Genomic DNA, 23,604 nt, shown 5'->3' with positions numbered 1-23,604 from the left:
GAAGCGGATCAGACCTTCTTCAGCGCCTCGACAACGTCCTTCAGCTGAGCCAGGGTCATTTCCGCCTTCTGCTTGGTTTCGTCGTCCTTGGCGTCGGCCACGTCCTCTTCCGCGTCCTGGATCGCCTGATCCAGCTGCTCGCGGCTGATTTCGCCAACCGGCACGGCCTGCTCTGCCAGAACGGTGAGGCCACCGCCTGCAACATCCGCAAAACCGCCGCGGACGAAATATTCGTCCCAGCTGTTGGCATCCCGGCGCACCTTCAGGATCCCCGGAAGGATCGTGGAGATGAACGGGGCATGATCTTTCAGAACGCCAAACTCGCCTTCGGCACCGGGCACGACGACCTCGGTCACCTGATCGGAGAGCAGCTGGCGCTCCGGCGAGACCAACTCAAACTGGAAAAGTTCAGCCATTTGGCGTCTTCCTTGTCAGTCTAACTCTGATGGCTTGGCCATCAAACACACGGGATACCGGGCGCCTTTATCGGGCGCCCGGACAATTCCGTCAGATTAAGCGGCTTCAGCTGCCAGCTTCTGAGCTTTCTCGACGGCTTCGTCAATGGAGCCGACCATGTAGAAAGCGGCTTCCGGCAGGTGATCGTACTCGCCGTCCACCAGGCCCTTGAAGCCCTTGATGGTGTCTTCGAGAGCGACCAGCTTGCCCGGGGAACCGGTGAAGACCTCGGCCACGAAGAACGGCTGAGACAGGAAGCGCTCGATCTTACGGGCACGTGCCACGGTCAGCTTGTCTTCTTCGGACAGTTCGTCCATGCCCAGGATGGCGATGATGTCCTGCAGGGCCTTGTAGCGCTGCAAAGTCACCTGAACGGCACGGGCCGTTTCGTAGTGCTCTTCACCGATGATACGGGCATCCAGCATGCGCGACGTGGAGTCCAGCGGATCCACGGCCGGATAGATGCCTTTTTCGGCGATCGCTCGGTTCAGAACGGTGGTCGCGTCCAGGTGGGCGAAGGTCGAAGCCGGTGCCGGGTCGGTCAAGTCATCGGCAGGAACGTACACGGCCTGCACGGACGTGATCGAGCCCTTGTTCGTGGTGGTGATGCGCTCCTGCATGCCGCCCATGTCGGTGGCAAGCGTCGGCTGGTAACCCACCGCGGACGGGATACGGCCGAGAAGTGCGGACACTTCCGAACCGGCCTGCGTGAAGCGGAAGATGTTGTCCACGAAGAACAGAACGTCCTGACCCTGGTCACGGAAGTGTTCCGCAACGGTCAGGCCGGTCAGAGCAACACGTGCGCGGGCTCCGGGAGGCTCGTTCATCTGGCCGTAAACGAGGGCCGCTTTGGAGCCTTCGCCGCCGCCTTCCTTGTTCACGCCGGATTCGATCATTTCCCAGTAAAGGTCATTGCCTTCACGGGTCCGCTCGCCAACACCGGCGAACACAGAGTAACCGCCGTGCGCCTTGGCGACGTTGTTGATCAGTTCCATGATCAGAACGGTCTTGCCAACGCCGGCGCCGCCGAAGAGGCCGATCTTGCCGCCCTTGGCGTAAGGTGCCAGCAGGTCGACGACCTTGATGCCCGTCACCAGGATTTCAGCTTCGGTGGACTGTTCGATGAACGCCGGAGCTTCCTGGTGAATTGCGCGCTTGCTTTCGTGCGGAATGTCGCCGGCTTCGTCAACCGGTTCGCCAATCACGTTCATGATGCGGCCCAGAGTGCCGTCGCCAACCGGCACGACGATCGGAGCGTCGGTGTCGACGACTTCCTGACCGCGAACCAGACCCTCGGTGGAGTCCATCGCGATGGTGCGCACGGTGTTTTCGCCGAGGTGCTGAGCAACCTCGAGAACCAGTCGCGTACCCTGGTTGTCCACTTCAAGTGCGTTCAGGATCAACGGCAGGTGGTCATCGAACTTGACGTCGACAACGGCGCCGATGACCTGGGTGACCCGTCCGACTTTCTTGTCAGCCATATCCCTAATCCTCGTCTTGATCCCGTTAGAGCGCTTCAGCGCCCGAGATAATTTCAATCAGTTCCGTCGTAATCTGAGCCTGGCGCTGGCGGTTGTAGTTGATCGTCAGCTTGTCGATCATTTCGCCGGCGTTGCGGGTCGCGTTGTCCATGGCGGACATGCGCGCGCCCTGCTCAGATGCAGCATTTTCCAGAAGCGCCCGGAAAACCTGAACGGAGATGTTACGTGGCAGCAGATCCGCAAGGATCTCGGTTTCTTCCGGCTCGTATTCGTAGACCGAATTGGCGCCTGCACCGGCATCCGCTTCCGTGGTCTCGAACTGGGCCGGGATCAGCTGCAACTCAGTCGGTTCCTGTGCGATCACCGACTTGAAGGTCGAGTAATACAGCGTGCAGACATCGAACTCGCCATTTTCAAACATGGAAATGACTTTGCGTCCGATTTCATCCGCATTGTTGAAACCGACATTCTTGACGCTGCGCAGGTCAACCGTCTCGATGATCTGCTGGCCGAGCTCGCGCTTCAGGGCGTCATAGCCCTTCTTGCCGACACAGATGATCTTGACCGTCTTGCCCTGCTTGATCAGGCTGCGAGCCTTTTCACGCGCCAGTTTGGCAATGTTGGTGTTGAAGCCCCCGCACAGCCCGCGTTCGGCAGTGGCAACGAGCAGGAGATGAACCTGATCGTTGCCCGTACCGGACATGAGCTTCGGCGCGTCGTCGCGCCCTTCGAAGGCCACCGCGAGATTGGCCAGCACCGCGCCCATGCGTTCCGCATAGGGACGTGCGGCTTCCGCGGCTTCCTGAGCACGACGCAGTTTCGCCGCGGCCACCATCTGCATGGCCTTGGTGATTTTCTGCGTCGCCTTCACGGAAGCGATGCGGTTTCGTAAGTCCTTCAGGCTCGGCATGGCCGCCCCTGCTCCTTATCCCAGCGTGTGATCTTAAGCGAAGTTCTTGGCGAACGCGTCCACGGCAGCCTTCAGCTTGCCGGTGAGCTCGTCGTCGAGAGCCTTCTTCTCCCAGATCGCATTCAGCAGATCCTGGTGCTCACCACGCAGGAACAGAAGCAGACCTTCTTCGAAATCCTTCACCCGGTTGACCGGATGCGCATCCAGATAGCCGTTCACGCCGGCATAGATGACCGCAACCTGTTCTTCGGTCTTCAGCGGCGAGAACTGCGGCTGCTTGAGCAGCTCGGTCAGGCGCGCACCGCGGTTCAGAAGACGCTGGGTGGTGGCGTCGAGGTCGGAGCCGAACTGGGCAAAGGCCGCCATTTCGCGGTACTGAGCCAGTTCTCCCTTAATCGGGCCGGCAACCTGCTTCATCGCCTTGATCTGGGCGGAAGAGCCCACGCGGGACACCGACAGACCGACGTTCACGGCCGGGCGGATACCCTGGTAGAACAGGTCCGTTTCCAGGAAGATCTGACCGTCGGTGATCGAGATCACGTTGGTCGGAATAAACGCGGACACGTCGTTGCCCTGGGTTTCGATGACCGGCAGAGCCGTCAGAGAACCACGGCCGTTGTCTTCGTTGAGCTTCGCCGCGCGTTCCAGCAGACGGGAGTGCAGGTAGAAGACGTCGCCCGGGAAAGCTTCACGTCCCGGCGGACGGCGGAGCAGCAGGGACATCTGACGGTAGGCCACGGCCTGCTTGGTCAGATCGTCATAGCCGATCACGGCGTGCATGGAGTTGTCGCGGAAGAACTCGCCCATGGCGCAGCCGGCAAACGGTGCCAGGAACTGCAGCGGCGCGGCGTCGGAAGCCGTTGCGGCGACGACGATGGAGTATTCCATCGCACCGGCGTCTTCCAGGGTCTTCACGAACTGGGCAACCGTGGAGCGCTTCTGACCAATTGCAACATAGATGCAGTACAGCTTGGCGTCTTCGTCGTCACCGGAATGCAGCGGCTTCTGGTTCAGGAAGGTGTCCAGAATGATTGCGGTCTTGCCGGTCTGGCGGTCGCCGATGACGAGCTCGCGCTGGCCGCGGCCAACCGGGATCAGGGCATCGATTGCTTTCAGGCCGGTGGACATCGGCTCATGCACCGACTTGCGCGGCAGGATGCCCGGTGCCTTGACGTCGACGCGGCGCTTTTCGGTGGCCTCGATCGGGCCCTTGCCGTCCAGCGGGTTGCCGAGCGGATCAACGACGCGGCCCAGAAGACCTTTGCCAACCGGGACTTCCACGATGGCGCCGGTCCGCTTGACGGTGTCGCCTTCTTTAATGTCACGGTCGGAGCCGAAGATAACGACACCGACGTTGTCGGATTCCAGGTTCAGGGCCATGCCCTTGATACCACCCGGGAATTCGACCATTTCACCAGCCTGGACCTTGTCCAGACCATACACACGGGCGATACCGTCACCGACGGAGAGCACCTGACCGACTTCAGAAACTTCGGCTTCCTGGCCAAAGCTCTTGATCTGGTCCTTGAGGATTGCGGAGATTTCCGCGGCCCGAATATCCATCAGCCGACCTCTTTCATCGCGAACTTGAGTGAATTGAGCTTGGTACGCAGAGACGTGTCGATCATGCGGGACCCGACCTTGACCACGAGGCCACCGATCAGGGCAGGATCGACATTCGCTACGATGTTTACAGATTTGCCCGTGGAAGCGGCAAGCGCCTCTTTCAGGGCAGCGACATGTTCGTCGGACAGGGCGGCTGCGGAGGTTACCTCAGCCGTTTCCTCGCCCCGCTGTTCAGCCAGCAGGGCCCGGAACGCCTTGATCATGCCGGGAAGGACGAAGAGGCGCCGATTGCGGGCGGCCAGCTTCACGAAATTTGCGGCAAGGCCTTTGATGCCAGCCTTGTCGAGAAGTGCGGTAAGCGCTGCAAGCTGCTCCTCCACACTGAATACCGGGCTTTTCACCAGGCGGACGAGATCTTCACTTTCGGCAAGCATGCCTTCGAAAGTGGTCAGATCCCGTTCCACGTCAGCCGTTGCTCCTTCGCCCTCTGCGAGGTCGAGAAGGGCGGCCGCATAACGCTGTGCCACGCCGGATACGAGAGATACGTTGTCAGTCACCAGGTCCGTGCTCTCTGACTTTTTTCATGTCCGCAAGACGGCTAGCATCCGCAAGACATTGAAAAAATGAATGATTTCAAGGTCAGAAGGTATGACGGTTAAACCGCTGCCCCCAAAGCCGCGCCTCAATTAGCACAGGGTTTCCCAGTGTGCAACTTCACCTAAAGACTGTTCGTGCGGATTCCTTGGTGTTTTTTGCGGGGCGCCCGCAAAAAGCGTTTTCAATCAACGATTCAGAGCCTCTCTAAACCTTTAGACGGTTTTGTGCGGCGCGGCCGGAACGGGCCGGAATCACCGATTTGGACCCGCCGGCAGCCCTCAATATTGAATAAGAGGCTCGAAACCACCGAAGACCATGCGCTTCAGACTGAAGACCTCACCGGCATTGGGCATGGTCTCTTCCCAGCGCGGATCGCTCTCCATGGTCGCCATGCAGGCATCGGCCGTGGCCTTGTCCGGCCAGATGATCCAGGAGAACACAACAGTCTCGTCCGGTTCCTTTTTCACGGCCATCGGAAAGGACGTCACTTCGCCATCGGGAACATCAATGCCCCAGCCTTCGCTGCAGCTGAGCGCACCGTACTCCTTGAAGAGCGCCCAGGACCTTTCGGCTATCTCCTTGTAGTCCGCCTTCTTCGCCGTTTTCACCGGCGCCAGAAATCCCTGAATATATGTCATTGGCTTCCCCTCAAAGGTCGCGGCCCCGCGAGGGTGCCACAGGGCAGGGTTGAGAGCAACGCGGGACTGCAATCAACAGCATCCGATCGTGGGCAACGACAGGCTGCCTTGAGGCGGCAGGACGTTCGCGCATTCTTTCATTCGTCATCCCATGGCTTGACTATGGGATCCATGCCGTTTCCGATCCCAGATTGGCGGATTCGCAACGGCATGGATTGCAGGGTCGAGCCCTGCAATGACGAAGGATTTGGGTATGGAGCTCAGGGAACCAGCCCCGCGCCTCACAGGAAATGCTGCGGGTCGATGTCGACCTGAAGGCGGAGGCCCTTGGTGGGTTTCGGGCCGGTATTGAGCCAGTTGCGCAGGTAAGACTGCAGGTCATACTGGCGCGGGGCCATGGCGAGCAGGCGGAAGCGGTAGCGGCCGCGCACCATGGCGAGTGCCGCCTCCGCGGGCCCCAGCAGCGTGACGGCGGTGTCTTCCGGCGCCGCGCGCGCGAGCGCGCGGGCATAACCTTCCGCAAAGGCCCGGTCGGGGCCGGATACGATCACGGCGGCGAGCCGGCCGAAGGGCGGCAGGCCGGCGGCCCGGCGGGCGTCGATCTCGGCTTGGTAAAACGCGGTCTTGTCGCTGGCGAGCAGCGCCCGGATCACCGGGTGCTCCGGATTGTAGCTCTGCAGGATGCCCCTGCCGCCGCCGGTGACGCGGCCGGCGCGGCCGGTCACCTGGGCCAGCAGCTGGAAGGTCTTTTCCGCCGCGCGCGGATCGCCATGGGCAAGACCGAGATCCGCATCGACCACGCCGACCAGCTTCATCTTCGGGAAATTGTGCCCCTTGGCCACCAGTTGCGTGCCGATGACGATGTCGGCCCCGCCCTCCTCGACGATCTTCATCTCGCGCTTGAGCCGCTCGGGACCGCCGGCCATGTCCGAGGACAAGACCAGGACGCGGGCTTGCGGGAACCGGTCGGAGACCTCCTCGGCGATTCGCTCAACGCCCGGCCCGCAGGCAACCAGGCTGTCCGTGCTCTGGCAGGACGGGCATGCCTGCGGCACCGGCTCCGAGTGGCCGCAATGGTGGCAGACGAGCTTTTTCTGGAAGCGGTGTTCGACCAGCCAGGCACTGCAATGGGCGCATTGGAACCGGTGACCGCAGGTGCGGCAGAGGGTCAGCGGGGCATAGCCGCGCCGGTTCAGGAACAGCAGCGACTGGCTGCCCTCCTCGAACGTCTCCTTGATGGCATGGATCAGCTCGGGCGCCAGCCAGCGGCCGCGCTCCGGCCCGTCCTGTCGCATGTCGACGGCGCTGAGCTCCGGCAGGGCGGCTCCCGAAGCCCGCTCCGGCAGCTCAAGCAGCCGGTAACGACCTGTTTCCGCATTGACGATGCTTTCCACGGACGGGGTCGCGGAGGCCAGCACGACGGGAAAGCCGGACAGGTGCCCGCGCACGACCGCCATGTCGCGGGCGCTGTAGGGCACCCGGTCGTCCTGTTTGAAGGCGGCGTCATGTTCCTCGTCGACGATGATCAGGCCCAGTTCCTTGAAGGGCAGGAACAGCGACGAGCGCGCACCAATGACCACGCGCACGTCGCCGCTGGCAACGCCGCGCCAGACGCGGGCGCGGTTCTTGACCGTGATTTGTGAGTGCCACTCGGCGGGATAGACGCCAAACCTTTGTTCAAAGCGGCGCAGGAACTGTTCGGTCAGCGCAATTTCGGGCAGGAGCACCAGGGCCTGCTTGCCGCGCCGCAAGGCCTCGGCGATCGCCTCGAAATAGACTTCCGTTTTGCCCGAGCCCGTGACGCCGTCGATCAGGGCAACGCTGCCGCCCTTGTCGAAACAGGCGACCAGTCCCTCGGCGGCTGCCTGCTGAGCCGGGGTCAAAGGTTTCTGGGCATAGTCGAGCTGCGGTTTCGGCGGCGGCGGGCTGGCCGGCATCATCACAGTTTCCAGGACGTCCTGTTTCAGGAGCCCGTCGATCACGGACGAAGACACGCCCGCCGCATGAGCAAGGCCGCTCTTGGTCCAGGCAAAACCGTCTTCCAGCGTTGCCAGCACACGACCGCGAGCCGGGGTCATCCGGTCGGGCTCCGCGCCCTCGATCCGGCGCACGCCCGGGACCGGCGCTTCCGGCTCGAGCGCTTCTTCCGAGCGCAGTACCATGCGCAGCACCATGCCAGGTGCGCCGAGGGTCCAGCCAGCGACCCAGTCGACGAAGCGGCGCAGGTCTTCATCGAGCGGCGGTGTCTCGTCATAGACCCGCGAGATGGTCTTCAGCTTTTTCGGGTTGATCGCCGCGTCCGGCTCGATGTCCCAGACGGCTCCGATCACCTCGCGGGAGCCGAGCGGCACCTTGACGATGGTTCCGGGCACAACAGATTTGCCAGGCGGCACCTTGTAGGTATAGGCGCCGGGCACGGCGACCGGCACGAGTACGCTGGCAATCGTTTCCTGAAAATCTGGATCGTCAAACAGCACTGAAACTCAAGTCCTCACCGTCGCGCGCATCGGCCGCTTCGGGCCTTTTCGGTTCTCCCGAAGGATCGAGAGACTTTGCCCGCTCCATGAGGCGGTTCAAGTGCGATTGTTTTTGAGGTACGTACCACAAATTTTTCGTCCACCGGAGAATCAGGGGTTCTTCTTGTCCCCATCCTAGGGTAAAGAGGGCGCGGCTGACCATTCAATCGTTTTGCCCCGGCCGCGGACGAAAAGTCCGGCGACCGGCCTCCGCCGGGAAACGGGGCGCCCCACAGGGAGTAGAACCGCATGAAATTCTTCGTCGACACCGCCGACACAGCCGAAATCAAGGAACTGGAATCGACCGGTCTCCTGGACGGCGTGACCACCAATCCGTCGCTGATCGCCAAGTCCGGCCGGGACTTCAAGGACGTGATCGCCGAGATCTGCGCCATCACCGACGGCGACGTTTCCGCCGAAGTCGCCGCAACCGACTTCGACACCATGATCAAGGAAGCCCATATCCTGCGCGCGATCGCGGGCAATGTGGTGATCAAGCTGCCGCTGACCTTTGACGGCCTGAAAGCCTGCAAGCAGCTGACCGAGGAAGGCACCAAGACCAACGTCACCCTGTGCTTCTCGGCCAACCAGGCCCTGCTCGCCGCCAAGGCCGGCGCCACCTACATCTCTCCGTTTATCGGCCGCCTCGACGACATCCATGCCGACGGCCTCGAGCTGATCCGCGAAATCCGGGTGATCTACGACAATTACGGCTTCGACACGGAAATCCTGGCAGCCTCGATCCGTACGCCAAACCACGTCAAGGATTGCGCCATCATCGGCGCCGACGTCGCCACCGTACCGCCGGCAACCCTGAAAGCCCTGGTCAAGCACCCGCTGACCGACAAGGGCCTCGAAGCTTTCCTGGCCGACTGGGCCAAGACCGGTCAGAGCATTCTCTGATCCAGCCAACTCCGAAAATACGAACGGCCCGGATTTTCCGGGCCGTTTTTTTGTTAACGTTTTTTTAACGTGACCAAAGCGCGGTAAACGGCATAAAAAAGAACCGCCCGGCGTGTGGTCCGGGCGGTTCCAGCCGGCGGGAGGGGCATCCTTCCGGCTGTTATGGGCCGCGTTGCAGGTCGCGGCCCATAGGCGGCTCGTCGTGATCAGGTGACCGGCTTGCGGTAATCGTCGGAAGCGTTGGTGCCGGCGACTTCGTGGGTCCAGATGGCCTTGCGGAAGGTGAAGGACCACTTGTCGGTGTCGCCGCGGGAGGCGTTGGCTTCGTCATTCACATCCGGCAGGATCGTCTTGCCTTCGACCAGGACGGCGTCTTCGAATTTGACCGTGTAGTAGTGTTCCTGAACGCCCGAGGTTGACGTGCGCCAGAACTGGACTTCGATTTCCAGGGTTTCGCCGGTGGCCAATGCCTGCCACAGCAACGGGGTAGCCTTGTCGACCGGCTTCATGAAGGTGGTCGGCATGTGACGGCGGGTGGCGATGATGGAACCGGACTGCGGATCGCGCGGCACAACCGCATTCTGTTCGAAAGCATAGACCAGGGACTCGCCCTCATGGCCTTCCTGCCACAGGTTGCCGATGCTGTCTGCGGTGGTGGCGTCGGATGTGATGTCGCCCTGGGTCGAACCTTTGATGGTGACATATGCGATGTTGGACATTTTCAGTCTCCTTGATGCCAGTGATCGTGTTCAGTGATCGTCTGTTTGTTTTCGATTTCCGGGGCGCCGTGTTGTCCGGTGCCGATGCCAACAGAATTGCAACGGCCGTGCCAACTCTTCAAAATTTTTGTAAGTAACTGACTTTACTGCTGAAAATACTGTTTTCGTCAAAGCGCCAAAATGTGGAACTGTGCAGAATTCTGCACAGTCGCCCGGAAGGTGCGAACAAACATGCGCAGTGAAAGTGTGACGAACATCACAAAATGCGTTTCCAAGGTGTCTCCGGTGGCCTGACCCGCACAAAAATTGCGTCTGAGATCCGTCCTGACACCGGCACCATGTACGTTGATCTGCACATTTCGCGTGCCATTAACGGAACCGTTGCAGCTCGGGCGGCAGACTGGCCGCATGAGCACCGCTTCGACAGACACCGATTCCCTTCTCGTGACCGCCCGGCCGGATCTGAACCGCCGGGTGGACCAATGGCTGGACCACCTTGCCGACGAACGCCGTCTCGCGGACAAGACCCTTGTGGCTTATGAGCGCGACCTGCGTCAGTTCCTGCGCTTCCTGACGATGCATCTGGGCGGCGCTCCGGACCTGAAGGACATTGCCAGCCTGAAGCCTGCAGACTTCCGGGGCTTTCTCGCCAGCCGACGGCGCCAGGGCGTGCAGAGCCGTTCGCTGGCGCGCGGTCTTGCCGGAATCCGCTCCTTCCTGAAATTTCTGGAACGCCGAGGCGAGGTCAATGCGGCCGCCTCCTCAGTCATCCGGCCACCACGTCAGGCACGCTCCCTGCCCAAACCGGTTGCCGCCCGGGATGCGATCGAAATTTCCAGCGGTGATCTCGGCATGGAAACCGAAGCCTGGCTGGAGGCCCGAAATGCCGCCGTCCTGACCCTGCTCTACGGCTGCGGCCTGCGCATCTCCGAGGCTCTGTCGCTGACCGGTGCCATGGCGCCGAAAGCCGGCACCAGGACGCTGCGCATCATCGGCAAAGGCGGCAAGGAGCGGATCGTGCCGATCCTGCCTGCTGTCTGCGAGGCCGTCGAACTCTACCTGAAACTCTGTCCCTACCCGGTCAGCCCGGACGGGCCGTTGTTTGTGGGCGCAAGGGGCGGGCCTCTGAACCCTCGTATGATCCAGCTGGCCATGGCCCGGCTCAGGGGCGCGCTCGGCCTGCCGGACAGCGCGACACCGCACGCCCTGCGCCATTCCTTCGCCACCCATCTTCTGGCCGGCGGCGGCGACCTCAGGACGATCCAGGAGCTGCTCGGACACGCGAGCCTGGCCTCCACCCAGATCTATACCGAGATCGACAGCGCCCATCTGCTCGCCGCCTATGACAAGGCGCACCCGCGCCGTTAGGCGGGCTGCGGCAGTCCATAGACCGTCCGTTCCAGACCGTCCGGGAAGCGCTCCCGGGCGATCGGTTTGCCGCCAAGCTTGCGCACCAGGCCCCAGGCGGCGTGGTTGTCGTCATTCATGTGCGTTTCCACCTGTGGCCAGCCATAGGTCTCATAAGCATGGTGGATCGCGGCTTCAGACACTTCCACGGCGGCGCCCGTGCCGCGGGCTTCCGGAAGCAGCCACCAGGTCAATTCCCGCCGCGGCCAACCTTCCGGCCAGACAAAGCCGCAACCGCCGATGACGCCGGAGCCGTCCTTCGGCTCGATCACCCACATACCATAGCCGCGCAAGTGCCAATGGCCGAGGTGCCCGGCAAGAACCCGCCAGGCCTGATCCGTCCGCAAAGGACCGCCATAAAAGCGCGACGCTTCGCCATCGCCGAAAAACAAGCCATAAACCGGAAAGTCGCGTTCTTCCGGCGGCCTCAGAACATGGCGCCCGGTTTCCAGGGAATGCATATTAAGTCTCTGGTACTGTGATTGGAATCAGTTTCGAGGATCATCATAGCCTGAACGCCGGTGTAGCGGCAGCGGCGCCAATCGGTTAGGTTGTTGCAGGAACGCTCACCGGTCGGCAAGCCGGCCTTCTTGGGAGAATGCGCATGCGTCTGATCCTGCTCGTTGCCGGTTTTCTTTTCGCTTCCGCCGTGCCGTCCCAGGCACAGCGCGTCTATTGCCCGATCCCCGAAGACGGTATCTGGGTCAATCCGGACGCCGCCCCGAAGGAAATCTCCCGTATCGAGGTGGAAAGCCGCTGCCAGGACGAAGAGGTTCATGTCAGGGTTCGTGCCTTCACTTCCTGCATCCCACGCGACTGCAAGTGGGGCTGGACGCAGGGCGAGATGCGTTCCGACGGCGCCATCCAGGTTCTGCTGATCGGGTTCCTCAGCAGCAAGCAACTCACGCTGAAGGCCTTCGGGGACATGCTCGACACGCATGTCATCAACATCGTCAATGACTTGTCGGAACCGCGCACGGACAAAACCTTTAATCTCCGGCGCAAGTGAGCGTTCGCTCTTAACGCTGATGATAATCAGTTTCCGCTTTTTCCTTGCCTGAACGATGATTTGCCTTACCCTACGTGATACTGCGTAACTCGCGCAGCGAAACGGACGGAGGGTTCAATGCATCTTTTGAAATCCGGCGTTGCAGTTCTCGCCCTGACCGCATTTGCGGTCGTGCCGGCACAGGCCTGCTCCTGGAACAAGACCGCCAAGGCCGAAGACAAGATGACCGTCGCGCAAACCGATAGCATCCCGCAGATCGACGCGGATGTCGCCATCGCCACCAACGATCTGAGCGACGACGCGCTGACCGAACAGATTGTTCTGCCCGAAGACACACCGGCGGAATAGTCTGCAACACCGCAATGCTCCATGCTTTGGCCCGCTGCTTTTCAGCGGGCTTTTTTCGCCGACCCGTCTTTGCACAAAATCTGCTGAATATCGCCTCTTTCAGGTCGCAGCCGAACTGTAGCCTTTTTCAATCGACCTCTTTTGACACGGTTGCCCGCTGCCATGATTTCCAGACGCCGTTTCCTGAAAGGACTTGGAGTTGCCGCGCTCGGGGTTCTGTCCGCGCCCGCCTATGCGGTCGGCATCGAACCCTTCCGTCTGCGTCTCCAGAGCTATTACCTTACGCCGCCGCGCTGGCCAAAGGATCTCCAGCTGACCGCGGCGCTGATTGCCGACCCGCATATTTGCGATCCCTGGATGGGTCTCGACCGGGTCCGTTCCATCGTCGCCCAGACCAACGCGCTCAAACCCGATATCATCCTGATGCTCGGCGACTATGTTGCCAGCCACAAATGGCAGCATGCTCCGATCCCGCCCCAGGCCTGGGCAGATCTGTTCGGCGACTTGTCCGCCCCTCTCGGCACCCATGCCATTCTCGGCAATCACGACTGGTGGGACGACCCGCAAGCACAGCGCTCCGGCGAGGGCCAGACCAAATACGGCCGGGCACTGGTGCGGGCAGGTATTCCGCTATACCAGAACCGGGCCGTGCGCCTTCAAAAAGACGGCAAGGCCTTCTGGCTCGCCGGCCTGGACGATCAGATCGCACTCGCGCCTTTTCGCAAATACAATCGCCGCCGCTGGCGCGGCCTGGACGATCTTGATGGCACTCTTGCCCAGGTAACCGACGACGCTCCGGTGCTTCTGATGGCCCATGAGCCGGACATCATCGGCGAGGTTCCGTCCCGCGTCAGCCTGACGGTGAGCGGGCACACCCATGGCGGCCAGGTCAATTGTTTCGGCTACCTGCCGGCCTTTCCGAAGAAGCACGGCCGCAGCTATGCCTATGGCCATATCGTCGAGACGGAGGGCACGACCCTGATGCGGCATCTGCGCCTTGATACTGAGCCGCGGCACCTGATTGTCTCAGGCGGACTCGGCTGCTCAATCCTGCCGATCCGCTTCGGCGTGCCGCCGGAAATCACCATGGTGCATCTCGGGGGATCAGACCAAATAAGAACTGCCTGATCCCTTCAGAGTGAAACATTACTCGCCCGCGACCGCGTGATCCGTCTTGTGGCGGTATTCCCGGATGGCCTGGGTGAGGATCTGGACGGCGGAATTGACAAAGAGGCTCGCCATCAGGCCGGCGACGATCAGGTCCGGCCAGGCAGTTGCCGAGCCCCAGACGCCGAGCGCCGCCAGCATGACCGCGACATTGCCGATGGCGTCGTTGCGCGAACACAGCCACACGGAGCGCACATTGGCATCGCCGTCCTTGTAGCGCACCAGCAGCATGACACTTGCCAGATTGACAGCCAGAGCCAGGAAGCCCACCGAGCCCATCACGGCGGCTTCGGGCACGCCCAATACAAAGACCTGATAGAGCGTCGAGATCGCGACCCAGATCCCCATCAAAAGCAGGCTGCCGCCCTTGGCGAGCGCCGCCAGCGCCCGGGTTTTCAGGGAGGCCCCGATCACCGCAAGCGAAATGCCGTAGGTCACCGCATCGCCGAAAAAATCGAGCGCGTCGGCCTGCAAGGCCTTTGACCCGGCCGCCTGACCGGCAACCATTTCGACGGCGAACATGCCGGCATTTAGGGCGATGACCAGCCAAAGGCGGCGACGATAGTCCTTCGACATGCCGTCAAAGGCGGAATTGGAATGGCCGCAACAGGCACCCATGCTTCTCTCCGTGATTTCCGTTCTTGATTTTGTCGGTTGATGTCTTTGTAATTGCTCTAGCAACTAGAGGTTCAAGAGGTTTTTATGGAATTTTCGATCGGCGAGCTGTCGAAGCGCACAGGGGTCAAGGTGCCGACCATACGGTATTACGAACAGGAAGGACTGCTGAACACGCCGATCCGCACGGAAGGCAACCAGCGGCGTTACCTTCAGGGTGATCTGGAGCGGCTCGGGTTCATCCGGCATTGCCGCGATCTTGGCCTGCCCATGCCGGCGATCCGCGATCTGATCGAGCTGAGCCAGCATCCTGACAAACCCTGCAGTCAGGCCAACCGGATCGCCATCGAGCAGCTCAAATCCGTGCGCGACCGCATCCGTCATCTGAAAAAGCTGGAGGCAGAGCTGAAGCGAATCGCAACAAGCTGTGAAGGAGATCACACGGTTCTGGAGTGCAATGTGCTCAAGGCCTTCGGCGACCACAGCCTGTGCCGGGAGGAGCATTGAAGCGTGTTAGGATGCCGGCACCCAACTCAGGAGGCCAGCATGATCATGCGGATCTTTCAGGTCGTCATCCGGCCCGGCAAGGAAACCGAGTTCAGCCGCTTTTTCCATGAAACCGCGATCCCCTTGATGAAGGGGACGCCGGGAATCGTCTCCGTGCTGCCAGGCGCGCCCCGGCCGGACAGCCCGCGCGAGTTCAGTTTTGTCATGATCTGGCAGGACTTGGCGTCTCTCAAGGCCTTTGTCGGAGAAGACTATCAAAGCCCGCATATAGATCCGGCCGAAGCTGAGCTGGTCGAATCCCGGGTGATCAAGCATTACGATCTGGTCGAGGCTTAGACTTTGCATGCTTAACTTCAACGCCAAGACGGCAAAGCTTCTGGAAACCGCCTATCAGGGCGCGGATTTCTCACGCCGCCGCCGGGCGTCCTTCGATGCGCTCGGACCGAAACCGGGCGACATCATCGCCGATATCGGCTGCGGCAACGGCATGCTGACCCTGGAACTTGCCCGCACCGTCGGCGACCATGGCCGCGTTATCGGCATCGACCCGAGCGAGGACATGCGCTCGGCTGCTGTCGCGCGTTGCGCCGATTGGGACAATGTTGCCTTTCATGACGGGACGGCAACGCAAATCCCGCTGGACAGTGCCTCGGTCGACAAGGCCGTGTCTTTGCAGGTATTTGAGTACCTGGACGATCTGCCCGGGGCGGTGGCGGAGGCCCACCGCCTCCTCAAACCCGGCGGCCGACTGGTCATCGGCGACATGCACTGGGACACGATTACCTGGTTCAGCGACCATGCGGACCGCATGGAGAAGATGATCGACGCCTGGGACGGCCACCTGGTGGAACGCTGCATCCCTGCGGTACTGCCGCCGCTCTTGCGCGCGGGCGGCTTTGCCGTCGACGCAGTCCTCCCCGTTCCTTTCAGCGCCACCGTTCTTAACCCGGACGGGCTCGCCAACATGATGATCCATCTGATGGAGCCCTATGTGGTGAACAAGGGACTGGTTTCGGCGGAAGACGCCAGGGCCTGGGCCGAGGAACAACAAGCCTTGTCCGATGCGGGCCGGTTCTTCTTTTCCATCACCCACTTCGTGATATCGGCGCGCAAGCTCTAATCTGAAGCCAAGAGTCGAGGCTCCCGGTCCACGCCAAGGTCCTGAACCAGCAGGTCGCCGTTCCTGCGCTCGAGGCGGATCACGGTCCAGCGGGTTGCCGGCAGATTGCAGGAATGGCGGCCGAGAACGCAGGAAATCTGGGGCACATGCAGGTAGTCCGTGTCGGGCCAGAGTGTCCTGGCAATGTCCGTATGCCCCTTCAGATAACCGCGCAGCGTGTAGTCGCTCAGATACCAGACATCGCCTTCACCGAGGTCCTTTATATCGTTCAGCCGGCTGTCGGGAAAGGTGCCGCCCCAGGTCCAGGCCAGTGCGCCGTCCGTCTGGTGATCGAGATAGTGATGCGCCATGGTCTCGTCGACAAAGACACGTTTGCCATCAGCTATATCCGCAAGATAGGCGGTCTGAACGGCCTGCGCGTTTTCCGCAGGGTCGGCAAACAGGTAGAAACTGAAGAAGTTCACCGACACGACCACGAAAACCGCCGCAAACAGCATGGCTTTCGCCCATTGCCAATGCCTGTTCAACCCTGCGTCGACCGTCAGCAGGAACACCATGGACGCGGCGAGGTTGCGGATAAGCGCCTTGTCATGCAGAAACGCGGCAATCAATTGCCCGGCCGCCAGACAGGCGCACAGCATGGCGGCGGCCGTTGCCTTGCGACGGCGCAACGCAAAGGCACAGACCGCGAACAGTGCAGCGCGCAACACGGCTTCCTCATTGAAGCCGTGACCGACCGACCGGCTGGCGTGATAGGTGAACTGGGCCAGAAACTCCGCGAATTCAAAGTCGATGGAAATGGCAAAGACGCTCAAGGCAAGCGAAAGCGCGACCGCCCCTTCCAGAAGGATCCGGCCGAGCCCCGCGCGGCGTGTCAGCAATCGCCAAAGCTCCAGAACGGCAATCGCTCCAAGGCTCCAGGCAAAGACCGACGGTGCTGCCAGAGGGGCAATGGCAAGAAGGAGTTTGCCGGAAATGCCTGCAGCGGATTCCCGCCGACTTTCGTCTGGCCGTCCAGTCCCGGCCGCTGTCAGCAACGGCAAGGACAGCAACAGGCCGGCCATGAACAGCAATCCGCCGGTCAGCTCGAGCCGGAACCCTGACACCACGTAGAGCGGGGCAAAGATCAGCGGTGTGAACAGGACGGCCAGCCGCAGGTTCAATCGCAGGCAGAGAAGCACGAAGGCAAGGCTGGTCAGCGCGTAACACAGGAACTCGAACAGGACGAGTGTCGCAGTGCTGGCACCGGCGACGGCAAAATAGGTACCCGCAAGTATCAGATGCAGGCGCGGCTGCAGGTGGTAGGAGGTGAGCTCGGGAAACTGGACCGCCAGCAGGCTGTTCCAGTGGCGCCGTGTCTCCGCGACTTCCATTGCCCAGGGGACAAAAAACAGGTCGTCGACATTGGCGATTGTGCGCTCAGGCCAAAAGAAAACCAGCCCGCTCAGCAGCGGCAGGACAAGCCCGGCCATGAAAAAGAGCCCCACCCCGGACCCAAGAGCGGCCGGCTTCGCTGTGACTGCTTCGCCGCGTCCCAAAATGCCCCCTGACGTTTCCTGCCATCCTTACATTTCGAACACGTTCAATTCTGGACCGCAGGTTCGGTCAAAGGCAACCGAAAATGCTCTAAAAACAAAAAGCCGGGGGCTCTCATCTTGCGAGAACCTCCGGCTTTCCATGCCCGATCCGGAGCCGGCCCGTGACCGGCCTCCATCGGATTACGAGTGGATCGTCTTGGCGAACGCGCCGAGCGCGGCCTCCTTGACGGCTTCCGACATGGTCGGGTGAGCGTGGCATGTGCGCGCCAGATCTTCCGAAGAGCCGCCGAATTCCATCAGAACGGCTGCCTCGTGGATCATCTCGCCTGCGCCGAAGCCGACGATGTGAACGCCGAGAACCCGGTCGGTCTTGGCGTCGGCCAGAACCTTGGCAAAGCCGTCGGTCTTGTTCATGGCGCGGGCCCGACCGTTGGCGGAGAAGACGAACTTGCCGGTCTTGTACTCGACACCGGCCGCCTTCAGCTCTTCTTCGGTCTTGCCGACAGAGGCCACTTCCGGCTGGGTGTAGACCACGCCCGGAATGACGTCGTAATTCACGTGACCGGCCTGGCCGGCGAGAATTTCAGCAACCGCAACACCTTCGTCCTCGGCCTTGTGCGCCAGCATCGGGCCGACGACCACGTCGCCAATGGCGTAGATGCCGTCGACATTGGTCTTGTAATGAGCGTCGATCTGCACCCGGCCGCGCTCGTCCAGCGCCACGCCGGCACTGTCGAGGCCCAGGCCTTCGCTGTAGGGACGGCGGCCGATGGCGACCAGAACGATATCGGCTTCGATCACCTGGGCATCGCCGCCCTTGGCGGGTTCAACGGTGACGGCAAGGCCCTTGCCCTTCTTCTCGACACCCGTGACCTTGGACGAGAGCTTGAACTCCATGCCCTGCTTTTTCAGCATGCGCTGGAAGTTCTTGGAAACGTCACCATCCATTGGGCCAAGGATCTTGTCCATGAACTCGACCACGGTGACCTGGGACCCAAGCCGGTTCCAGACCGAGCCGAGCTCGAGGCCGATGACACCGCCGCCGACGACAACCAGCTTGCCCGGAACCTTGTCCAGCTCAAGCGCGCCCGTTGAGGAGACGACCTGCTTTTCGTCGATCTCGACACCCGGCAACGGCATGACGTCGGAGCCGGTGGCAATGACGATGTTCTTGGTATCCAGAACCGTGGCCTTGCCGTCCTCAGTCGTGACCTCGACCTTGCCCGCAGAGAGAATCTTGCCGGTGCCGGTGTGGACGTCGATCTTGTTCTTCTTCATCAGGAAGGCGATGCCGCCGACATTGGCGTCGACCACATCGGACTTGTGTTTCATCATCGCCGGCAGATCGAGCTTGGGCTTGGCCACCTTGATACCGATCTTCTCGAAACCGTGGCCGGCCTCTTCGAACATTTCCGAGGCATGCAGCAATGCCTTGGAGGGAATGCAGCCGATGTTGAGGCAGGTGCCGCCAAGCGTTGCGCGTTTTTCGACGACGGCCGTCTTCAGGCCGAGCTGCGCGGCCTTGATCGCGCAGACATAGCCGCCGGGGCCGGTTCCGATGACGACAAGATCATATTGGGACATTTGGGTCGCCTTTGCCTCTTTCAATTTCAGGGTCGAACAAGTGGTTAGGGTAGGACAGCCCGGCCGCCGGAGACATCGAGCATGGTCCCGGTTGTATAGCTGGACTGATCGGAGAGGAGCCAGAGGATCGCGTCGGCCACCTCGTCGGCGGTACCGGCACGTTTCATCGGCAAACGGGATTTGAGCTGCGCCACACGGTCGGGCGCGCCGCCGGAGGCATGGATGTCGGTGTCGATGATGCCCGGGCGGACACCGTTGACGCGAATGCCTTCGTCGGCGACTTCAAGAGCGAGACCGACCGTCATGGTATCGATCGCGCCCTTCGAGGCGGCGTAGTCGACATACTGATTTGGCGAGCCGAGTTTGGACCCGGCCGAACCGAGATTGACGATGGCGCCACCCGCGCCGCCATGTTTGGTCGACATGCGCTTGACCGCCTCGCGGGCACAGAGAAACGCGCCGATCACGTTGATGGAGAACATCCTGGTCAGCCGCGCCAGGGTCATTTCATCGACACGCTGCGACAGGTCGACCACGCCGGCATTGTTGACGAGCCCAACGAGTGTTCCGAGCCGGTCGGCTTCCGCGAAGAGATGCAGCACATCCGCTTCGTTCTGGACGTCGCCTTGCACCGCGACCGCCGTGCCGCCAGCTGCCTTGATCTCGGCCACAAGCGCATCGGCGGCCGTGCCGTTCTGGGCGTAGTTGACGATGACCGTGTGACCGAGCGCGGCCACCTTCCGGCTCACCGCCGCGCCAATACCGCGGCTTCCGCCCGTCACCAAAACAACCGTGTTAGCCATGCGTTTTCACCACGGGTTCCTATTGCCCTTCCAGACGGGTCAATTCTTCTGCTCCGCGTCCGGCCGCCCACAAACCTTTCAGACCACCTTCTGCCGTCAGCGCATAGACAACAGGAGTCTTGTCACCCCAGTCAACCGTCAGCACGTTGCCTTCCAGTTCGCCGACACCGCGATAACCGGTGGCGCCGACCTTCCAGATCAGCGTGTATCTGCTGCCCTGGCGGGACAGTGTCACTGTGCCGGTATAGGTGGTGCCGTTGGGATTGCGGCCCGAGACCGCGTAGGTGCCCTCCAGCAGATCCTGCGGGCCTGGCGCGGCACGGGCATAAAGCGACAGCCGTTCCGTCGCCGAGCCGTCGGCCCATTCGCCGTCCAGATTTTCGCCACCGCTGAACGTATAGACGACGGGGTGTTTGTCGCCCCAGTTGACCACAAGCATGCGGCCTGCGAATTCGCCAACGCCGGTGAAGACATCCTTGCCGATCCACCAGGTGAACCGGACTTTTGAATTGTCCGGGCTGTCATCCGGCGTGATCGCCATCATGCCGTCATAGACCGTGCCGTTCGGATTTGTGCCCTGAACCCGGTAGATGCCGGAGATCCGGTGGGCCGGGCCGGCGCGCGCGATGCTCTCCTGCAAGGCCTTGCCGATCGAGGAGACGGCAGCGACCTGGGCTGGCGCGGTATCGTCGCCGGGTGCCGGAACAAAGGTGAAATCGCCGAAGAAGGACGACGAGATCCAGGGCGTCTGCTGGCCATCGGTTTCCTGGAACACGCCTTTCAGTGTGCGCTTGAAGGTCTGCTCCAGGGACAGCGCCGGGGTTTCGATGGCCTCGGCCAGATGTTTGGTATAGGGGCTGTTGTCGCCCTCGCCGTCAAGCGCGACCCCGCCGGGCGAGGTCGAATAGGAGACGAACAGGCGCGCGGAACTGTCGATGCGGGTCAGGCCTTTGGTGGAACCGGTCAGCGGATTGTTGCGGCAGGCGTCGAGCACGACGATGTTGAGGCCCTCATGGGCACTCGTCATCGCTTCGACGGCGTCGCTGACGGCGACCGCGCTGTCTTTCAGCGCCTCGACCTCGGCCGGCGCGTCACCGACCGGCAGTAGGTAGTTCTCACCGTCGATCTGGATGCCGTGGCCGGCATAATAGAGCAGGCCGACGCCGCCATTGTCGCGCAGCTTGCCGGCAAAGGCCTCGACGGCCGCATCCATGGCCGCCCTGTCGGCATCGGTCTGCAAAATGACATCGAAACCGGCGCTCGTGAGCGAGCGTGCAATGGCGACGGCATCATTCACCGGATTGGCGAGCGGAGCATAGTCGTAGGCCGCATTGCCGATGACCAGTGCCGTGCGCGGCTGCTCGCTCTGGGCGGCCGTCAGCTGGGCGAACAGGGATCCGGCAACAAAGACCACCGCAAGAACAAAGCGCAGCAGCATGCTCATTTCCTTGTCCTCCCGATGCCTGCCGTTTCCCGGACGGCGTCCTTGATTACTGTTCCGCCAGGGCCAGCCGCAGCCCGAAACCGGCAAAGGTCGCGGCCACTGTCCGGCGCATCCAGACCACGACACGATCGCTTTTCAGAACCTTCTCGCCGATTAGCGAGGCAAAGAAGCCGTAGACGACGAAGACCGCGAAGGTCATCGCCATAAAGACGCCGCCCATGGCCAGCATGTCCAGTGTCGGGTTGGCGGCGGCAGGGCTGACGAATTGCGGCAGGAAGGCCAGAAAGAACACGGTCAGTTTGGGATTGAGAATGTTGATCAAGAAGCCGGTGCGCGCCGTGGCAAAGAAGCTCTTGCGCGCGCTCTTGTCGGCTTTCAGTTCCAGCGGCCCACTGTCCTTGAGGGTCTGCCAGGCGAGATAGAGCAGGTAGGCGACCCCGGCATATTTCACGGCCTGGAACACCAGCGCGCTGGTATGCATCAGCGCCGCCAGACCGACCACGGAGGCGAGGATCGCCGGAATGATGCCGAGCGTGCAGCCGAAAGCGGCGGCGACGGACGCCTGCCGCCCCTTGCCGAGCCCGACGGCCACCGTGTAGACGACACCGGTTCCGGGGACCAGCACCACGATCAGGGCTGTGATCAGAAATTCCAGGCTCATGATGCGGGTCCCTTGAGGTCGTTTCCGAGTGGCGGTTCCGGATCAGAGATCCAGAACCAGGCGCTGCGGGTCTTCCAGGCTTTCCTTGACCCGTACCAGGAAGGTCACGGCTTCCTTGCCGTCGACGATCCGGTGGTCGTAGGAGAGCGCCAGATACATCATCGGACGGATCACCACCTGGCCGTTCACGGCCATCGGACGTTCCTGGATCTTGTGCATGCCGAGGATGCCCGACTGCGGCGCGTTCAGGATCGGCGACGACATGAGCGAACCATACACCCCGCCATTGGAGATGGTGAAGGTGCCGCCGGACATATCAGCCATGCCCAATTTGCCGTCCCGGGCCTTGCGGCCGAGATTGCCGATTTCCTTCTCGATCTCGGCAATCGACATCTGGTCGGCGTCGCGCACCACCGGGACCACCAGGCCCTTGTCGGTACCCACCGCCACGCCCACGTGGCAGAAGTTCTTGTAGATGATGTCGGTGCCGTCGATCTCGGCATTGACCGCCGGGATCTCTTTCAGCGCATGGGTCACCGCCTTGGTGAAGAAGCCCATGAAGCCGAGCTTGACGCCGTGTTTCTTCTCAAAGAGGTCCTTGTACTGCTTGCGCAGTTCCATGACCGGGCCCATGTCGACCTCGTTATAGGTGGTCAGCATGGCCGCCGTGTTCTGGGCATCCTTCAGGCGGCGCGCGATGGTCTGGCGCAGCTTGGTCATGCGCACGCGTTCCTCGCGCACCTCGTCCTGGGCGTTGACCGGCCCGCGAGCGACGGCGGCCGGGGCCGGAGCGGCGGCGGCAGTCGCGCCTGAAGCAATCGCGTTGATCACGTCTTCCTTCAGCACCTGGCCGCGCTTTCCGGAGCCGGCAACCTGATCGGCGGAGAGATTGTTTTCCGCCATCATCTTCTGGGCGGACGGTGCCGGCGGCATGGACGAGCCGGCGCTTGCAGCCGGAGCGGAAGGAGCCGGTGCGGCAGCGGCGGCCGGAGCCGCGGCAACGCCTTCACCGGACGGATCGATCTGGCAGAGCAGCACTCCCGGCTCGACAGTGGTGCCGGTCTCGGCAGCGATCTTGACGATGGTGCCGGCGACCGGGGCCGGCACTTCCTGGGCGGCCTTGTCGGTTTCCAGTTCGACCAGCGTGTCGTCGGCCTTGACGGTATCGCCGACCTTGACGCTCCATTCGCCAACTTCAGCCTCGGTGACGGATTCACCGGCGCTCGGCGTCACGACGTCGACCAGATCGGCCTTGCCGGCGGATTTCGCCTGGGGTTCGTTGTCCTGCTTGGCAGGAGCGGCCGGAGCCGCGCCCGCGCCCTCGGCGATCTGGCCCAGAAGTGCGCCGACCTCGACAGTGTCGCCTTCCTTGACCACGATGCTTTCCAGGGTACCGGCGGCCGGGGCCGGAACTTCCACCGTCACCTTGTCGGTTTCCAGTTCCACCAGCGGCTCGTCCTGGGCAACGGCGTCGCCCGGTTTTTTGAACCACTGTGCAATGGTTGCTTCAGAAACGGATTCACCCAGCGTGGGCACGCGAATTTCGGTTGCCATGGTCGCCTTCTCTTAAAATTACCTGGCCAAATTTTGAAAAGAGGGCCCGCAAGCCCTCTTA

The 23,604-nt window shown here is 61.9% G+C and carries 24 protein-coding genes; 8 read left to right on the top strand and 16 right to left on the bottom strand.

Going from position 1 to position 23,604, the window contains the following annotated elements:
• Window positions 1–8 precede the first annotated feature (8 nt).
• The 7 genes from M0H32_RS14680 to M0H32_RS14650 all read right to left on the bottom strand — a co-directional run bounded on the left by M0H32_RS14680 (window position 9) and on the right by M0H32_RS14650 (window position 8,125).
• Complete coding sequence (locus M0H32_RS14680; RefSeq protein WP_248155258.1) at window positions 9–416, bottom strand: F0F1 ATP synthase subunit epsilon; 408 nt, start codon at window positions 414–416, stop codon at window positions 9–11.
• A 96-nt stretch (window positions 417–512) separates the two neighbouring features.
• Complete coding sequence (atpD, locus tag M0H32_RS14675) at window positions 513–1,937, bottom strand: F0F1 ATP synthase subunit beta (protein ID WP_282449376.1); 1,425 nt, start codon at window positions 1,935–1,937, stop codon at window positions 513–515.
• 25 nt (window positions 1,938–1,962) lie between these two features.
• On the bottom strand, window positions 1,963–2,847 hold the full coding sequence (locus M0H32_RS14670; protein WP_248155256.1) for a F0F1 ATP synthase subunit gamma: 885 nt from the start codon (window positions 2,845–2,847) through the stop codon (window positions 1,963–1,965).
• 33 nt (window positions 2,848–2,880) lie between these two features.
• Window positions 2,881–4,410 carry a F0F1 ATP synthase subunit alpha gene (gene atpA / locus M0H32_RS14665; protein WP_248155254.1) on the bottom strand — a complete coding sequence of 510 codons (1,530 nt, stop codon included), beginning with the start codon at window positions 4,408–4,410 and terminating at the stop codon, window positions 2,881–2,883.
• Window positions 4,410–4,970 carry a F0F1 ATP synthase subunit delta gene (locus M0H32_RS14660; protein WP_248155251.1) on the bottom strand — a complete coding sequence of 187 codons (561 nt, stop codon included), beginning with the start codon at window positions 4,968–4,970 and terminating at the stop codon, window positions 4,410–4,412. The genes atpA and M0H32_RS14660 overlap by 1 nt, the downstream gene beginning before the upstream one ends.
• A gap of 318 nt (window positions 4,971–5,288) precedes the next feature.
• Complete coding sequence (locus M0H32_RS14655) at window positions 5,289–5,648, bottom strand: DUF1428 domain-containing protein (protein WP_248155248.1); 360 nt, start codon at window positions 5,646–5,648, stop codon at window positions 5,289–5,291.
• Between the two features lie 281 nt (window positions 5,649–5,929).
• The gene (locus tag M0H32_RS14650; protein WP_248155246.1) at window positions 5,930–8,125 is read right to left on the bottom strand and encodes a primosomal protein N'; all 2,196 of its coding nucleotides are present in this window, start codon (window positions 8,123–8,125) and stop codon (window positions 5,930–5,932) included.
• A gap of 288 nt (window positions 8,126–8,413) precedes the next feature.
• On the opposite strand from M0H32_RS14650, the gene fsa reads away from it, so the two are divergent.
• Window positions 8,414–9,067 (top strand): fructose-6-phosphate aldolase, encoded by a 654-nt coding sequence (gene fsa / locus M0H32_RS14645; RefSeq protein ID WP_248155243.1) that lies wholly within the window; start codon window positions 8,414–8,416, stop codon window positions 9,065–9,067.
• A 206-nt stretch (window positions 9,068–9,273) separates the two neighbouring features.
• Here the strand turns inward: fsa and M0H32_RS14640 are convergent, their stop codons facing one another.
• Window positions 9,274–9,786, bottom strand: a complete 513-nt coding sequence (locus M0H32_RS14640) for an Hcp family type VI secretion system effector (protein WP_248155241.1) — start codon at window positions 9,784–9,786, stop codon at window positions 9,274–9,276.
• Window positions 9,787–10,194: 408 nt separating this feature from the next.
• Here M0H32_RS14640 and M0H32_RS14635 point away from each other — a divergent pair, with 408 nt between their 5' ends.
• Window positions 10,195–11,154 carry a tyrosine recombinase XerC gene (locus tag M0H32_RS14635; protein WP_248155239.1) on the top strand — a complete coding sequence of 320 codons (960 nt, stop codon included), beginning with the start codon at window positions 10,195–10,197 and terminating at the stop codon, window positions 11,152–11,154.
• Here the strand turns inward: M0H32_RS14635 and M0H32_RS14630 are convergent.
• Entirely contained in the window at window positions 11,151–11,654 is a 504-nt protein-coding gene (locus M0H32_RS14630) for a GNAT family N-acetyltransferase (RefSeq protein ID WP_248155237.1), read from the bottom strand. The genes M0H32_RS14635 and M0H32_RS14630 overlap by 4 nt on opposite strands.
• A gap of 143 nt (window positions 11,655–11,797) precedes the next feature.
• Between M0H32_RS14630 and M0H32_RS14625 the strand changes: the two genes are divergently transcribed.
• The 3 genes from M0H32_RS14625 (at window position 11,798) to M0H32_RS14615 (ending at window position 13,678) form a co-directional block, all read left to right on the top strand.
• Window positions 11,798–12,202, top strand: coding sequence for a serine/threonine protein kinase (locus M0H32_RS14625; protein WP_248155235.1), 405 nt, complete (start codon window positions 11,798–11,800; stop codon window positions 12,200–12,202).
• 117 nt (window positions 12,203–12,319) lie between these two features.
• Complete coding sequence (locus tag M0H32_RS14620; protein ID WP_248155232.1) at window positions 12,320–12,550, top strand: hypothetical protein; 231 nt, start codon at window positions 12,320–12,322, stop codon at window positions 12,548–12,550.
• 162 nt (window positions 12,551–12,712) lie between these two features.
• Complete coding sequence (locus tag M0H32_RS14615; protein ID WP_248155230.1) at window positions 12,713–13,678, top strand: metallophosphoesterase; 966 nt, start codon at window positions 12,713–12,715, stop codon at window positions 13,676–13,678.
• Between the two features lie 18 nt (window positions 13,679–13,696).
• On the opposite strand, the gene M0H32_RS14610 is transcribed toward M0H32_RS14615, so the two are convergent.
• A complete protein-coding gene (locus tag M0H32_RS14610) occupies window positions 13,697–14,335 on the bottom strand; it encodes a cation efflux transmembrane domain-containing protein (RefSeq protein ID WP_248155228.1) in 639 nt (212 codons plus the stop codon).
• An 84-nt stretch (window positions 14,336–14,419) separates the two neighbouring features.
• Here M0H32_RS14610 and M0H32_RS14605 point away from each other — a divergent pair, with 84 nt between their 5' ends.
• From M0H32_RS14605 to M0H32_RS14595, 3 genes are read left to right on the top strand one after another with little or no spacing between them, the layout of a single operon-like run.
• Entirely contained in the window at window positions 14,420–14,839 is a 420-nt protein-coding gene (locus M0H32_RS14605) for a MerR family transcriptional regulator (RefSeq protein ID WP_248155225.1), read from the top strand.
• Between the two features lie 39 nt (window positions 14,840–14,878).
• Window positions 14,879–15,175 carry an antibiotic biosynthesis monooxygenase family protein gene (locus M0H32_RS14600; protein WP_248155223.1) on the top strand — a complete coding sequence of 99 codons (297 nt, stop codon included), beginning with the start codon at window positions 14,879–14,881 and terminating at the stop codon, window positions 15,173–15,175.
• 7 nt (window positions 15,176–15,182) lie between these two features.
• Window positions 15,183–15,959, top strand: coding sequence for a methyltransferase domain-containing protein (locus M0H32_RS14595; RefSeq protein WP_248155221.1), 777 nt, complete (start codon window positions 15,183–15,185; stop codon window positions 15,957–15,959).
• Here M0H32_RS14595 and M0H32_RS14590 read toward each other — a convergent pair.
• The 6 genes from M0H32_RS14590 to odhB form a co-directional block, all read right to left on the bottom strand.
• Complete coding sequence (locus tag M0H32_RS14590) at window positions 15,956–17,431, bottom strand: hypothetical protein (RefSeq protein WP_248155219.1); 1,476 nt, start codon at window positions 17,429–17,431, stop codon at window positions 15,956–15,958. The genes M0H32_RS14595 and M0H32_RS14590 overlap by 4 nt on opposite strands.
• A 246-nt stretch (window positions 17,432–17,677) precedes the next feature.
• A complete protein-coding gene (gene lpdA, locus M0H32_RS14585) occupies window positions 17,678–19,081 on the bottom strand; it encodes a dihydrolipoyl dehydrogenase (RefSeq protein ID WP_248155217.1) in 1,404 nt (467 codons plus the stop codon).
• 44 nt (window positions 19,082–19,125) lie between these two features.
• A complete protein-coding gene (locus tag M0H32_RS14580) occupies window positions 19,126–19,884 on the bottom strand; it encodes an SDR family oxidoreductase (RefSeq protein WP_248155215.1) in 759 nt (252 codons plus the stop codon).
• Between the two features lie 19 nt (window positions 19,885–19,903).
• Window positions 19,904–21,328, bottom strand: coding sequence for a caspase family protein (locus M0H32_RS14575; RefSeq protein WP_248155213.1), 1,425 nt, complete (start codon window positions 21,326–21,328; stop codon window positions 19,904–19,906).
• Between the two features lie 46 nt (window positions 21,329–21,374).
• Complete coding sequence (locus M0H32_RS14570; RefSeq protein WP_248155211.1) at window positions 21,375–21,989, bottom strand: LysE family translocator; 615 nt, start codon at window positions 21,987–21,989, stop codon at window positions 21,375–21,377.
• A gap of 42 nt (window positions 21,990–22,031) precedes the next feature.
• On the bottom strand, window positions 22,032–23,543 hold the full coding sequence (gene odhB / locus M0H32_RS14565) for a 2-oxoglutarate dehydrogenase complex dihydrolipoyllysine-residue succinyltransferase (protein ID WP_248155209.1): 1,512 nt from the start codon (window positions 23,541–23,543) through the stop codon (window positions 22,032–22,034).
• Window positions 23,544–23,604 lie beyond the last annotated feature (61 nt).

The sequence above is a fragment of the Roseibium sediminicola genome (genome assembly GCF_023156505.1).
GTDB classification, from domain to species: Bacteria; Pseudomonadota; Alphaproteobacteria; order Rhizobiales; family Stappiaceae; genus Roseibium; species Roseibium sediminicola.
This window is presented reverse-complemented; position numbering and strand designations above follow the sequence as displayed.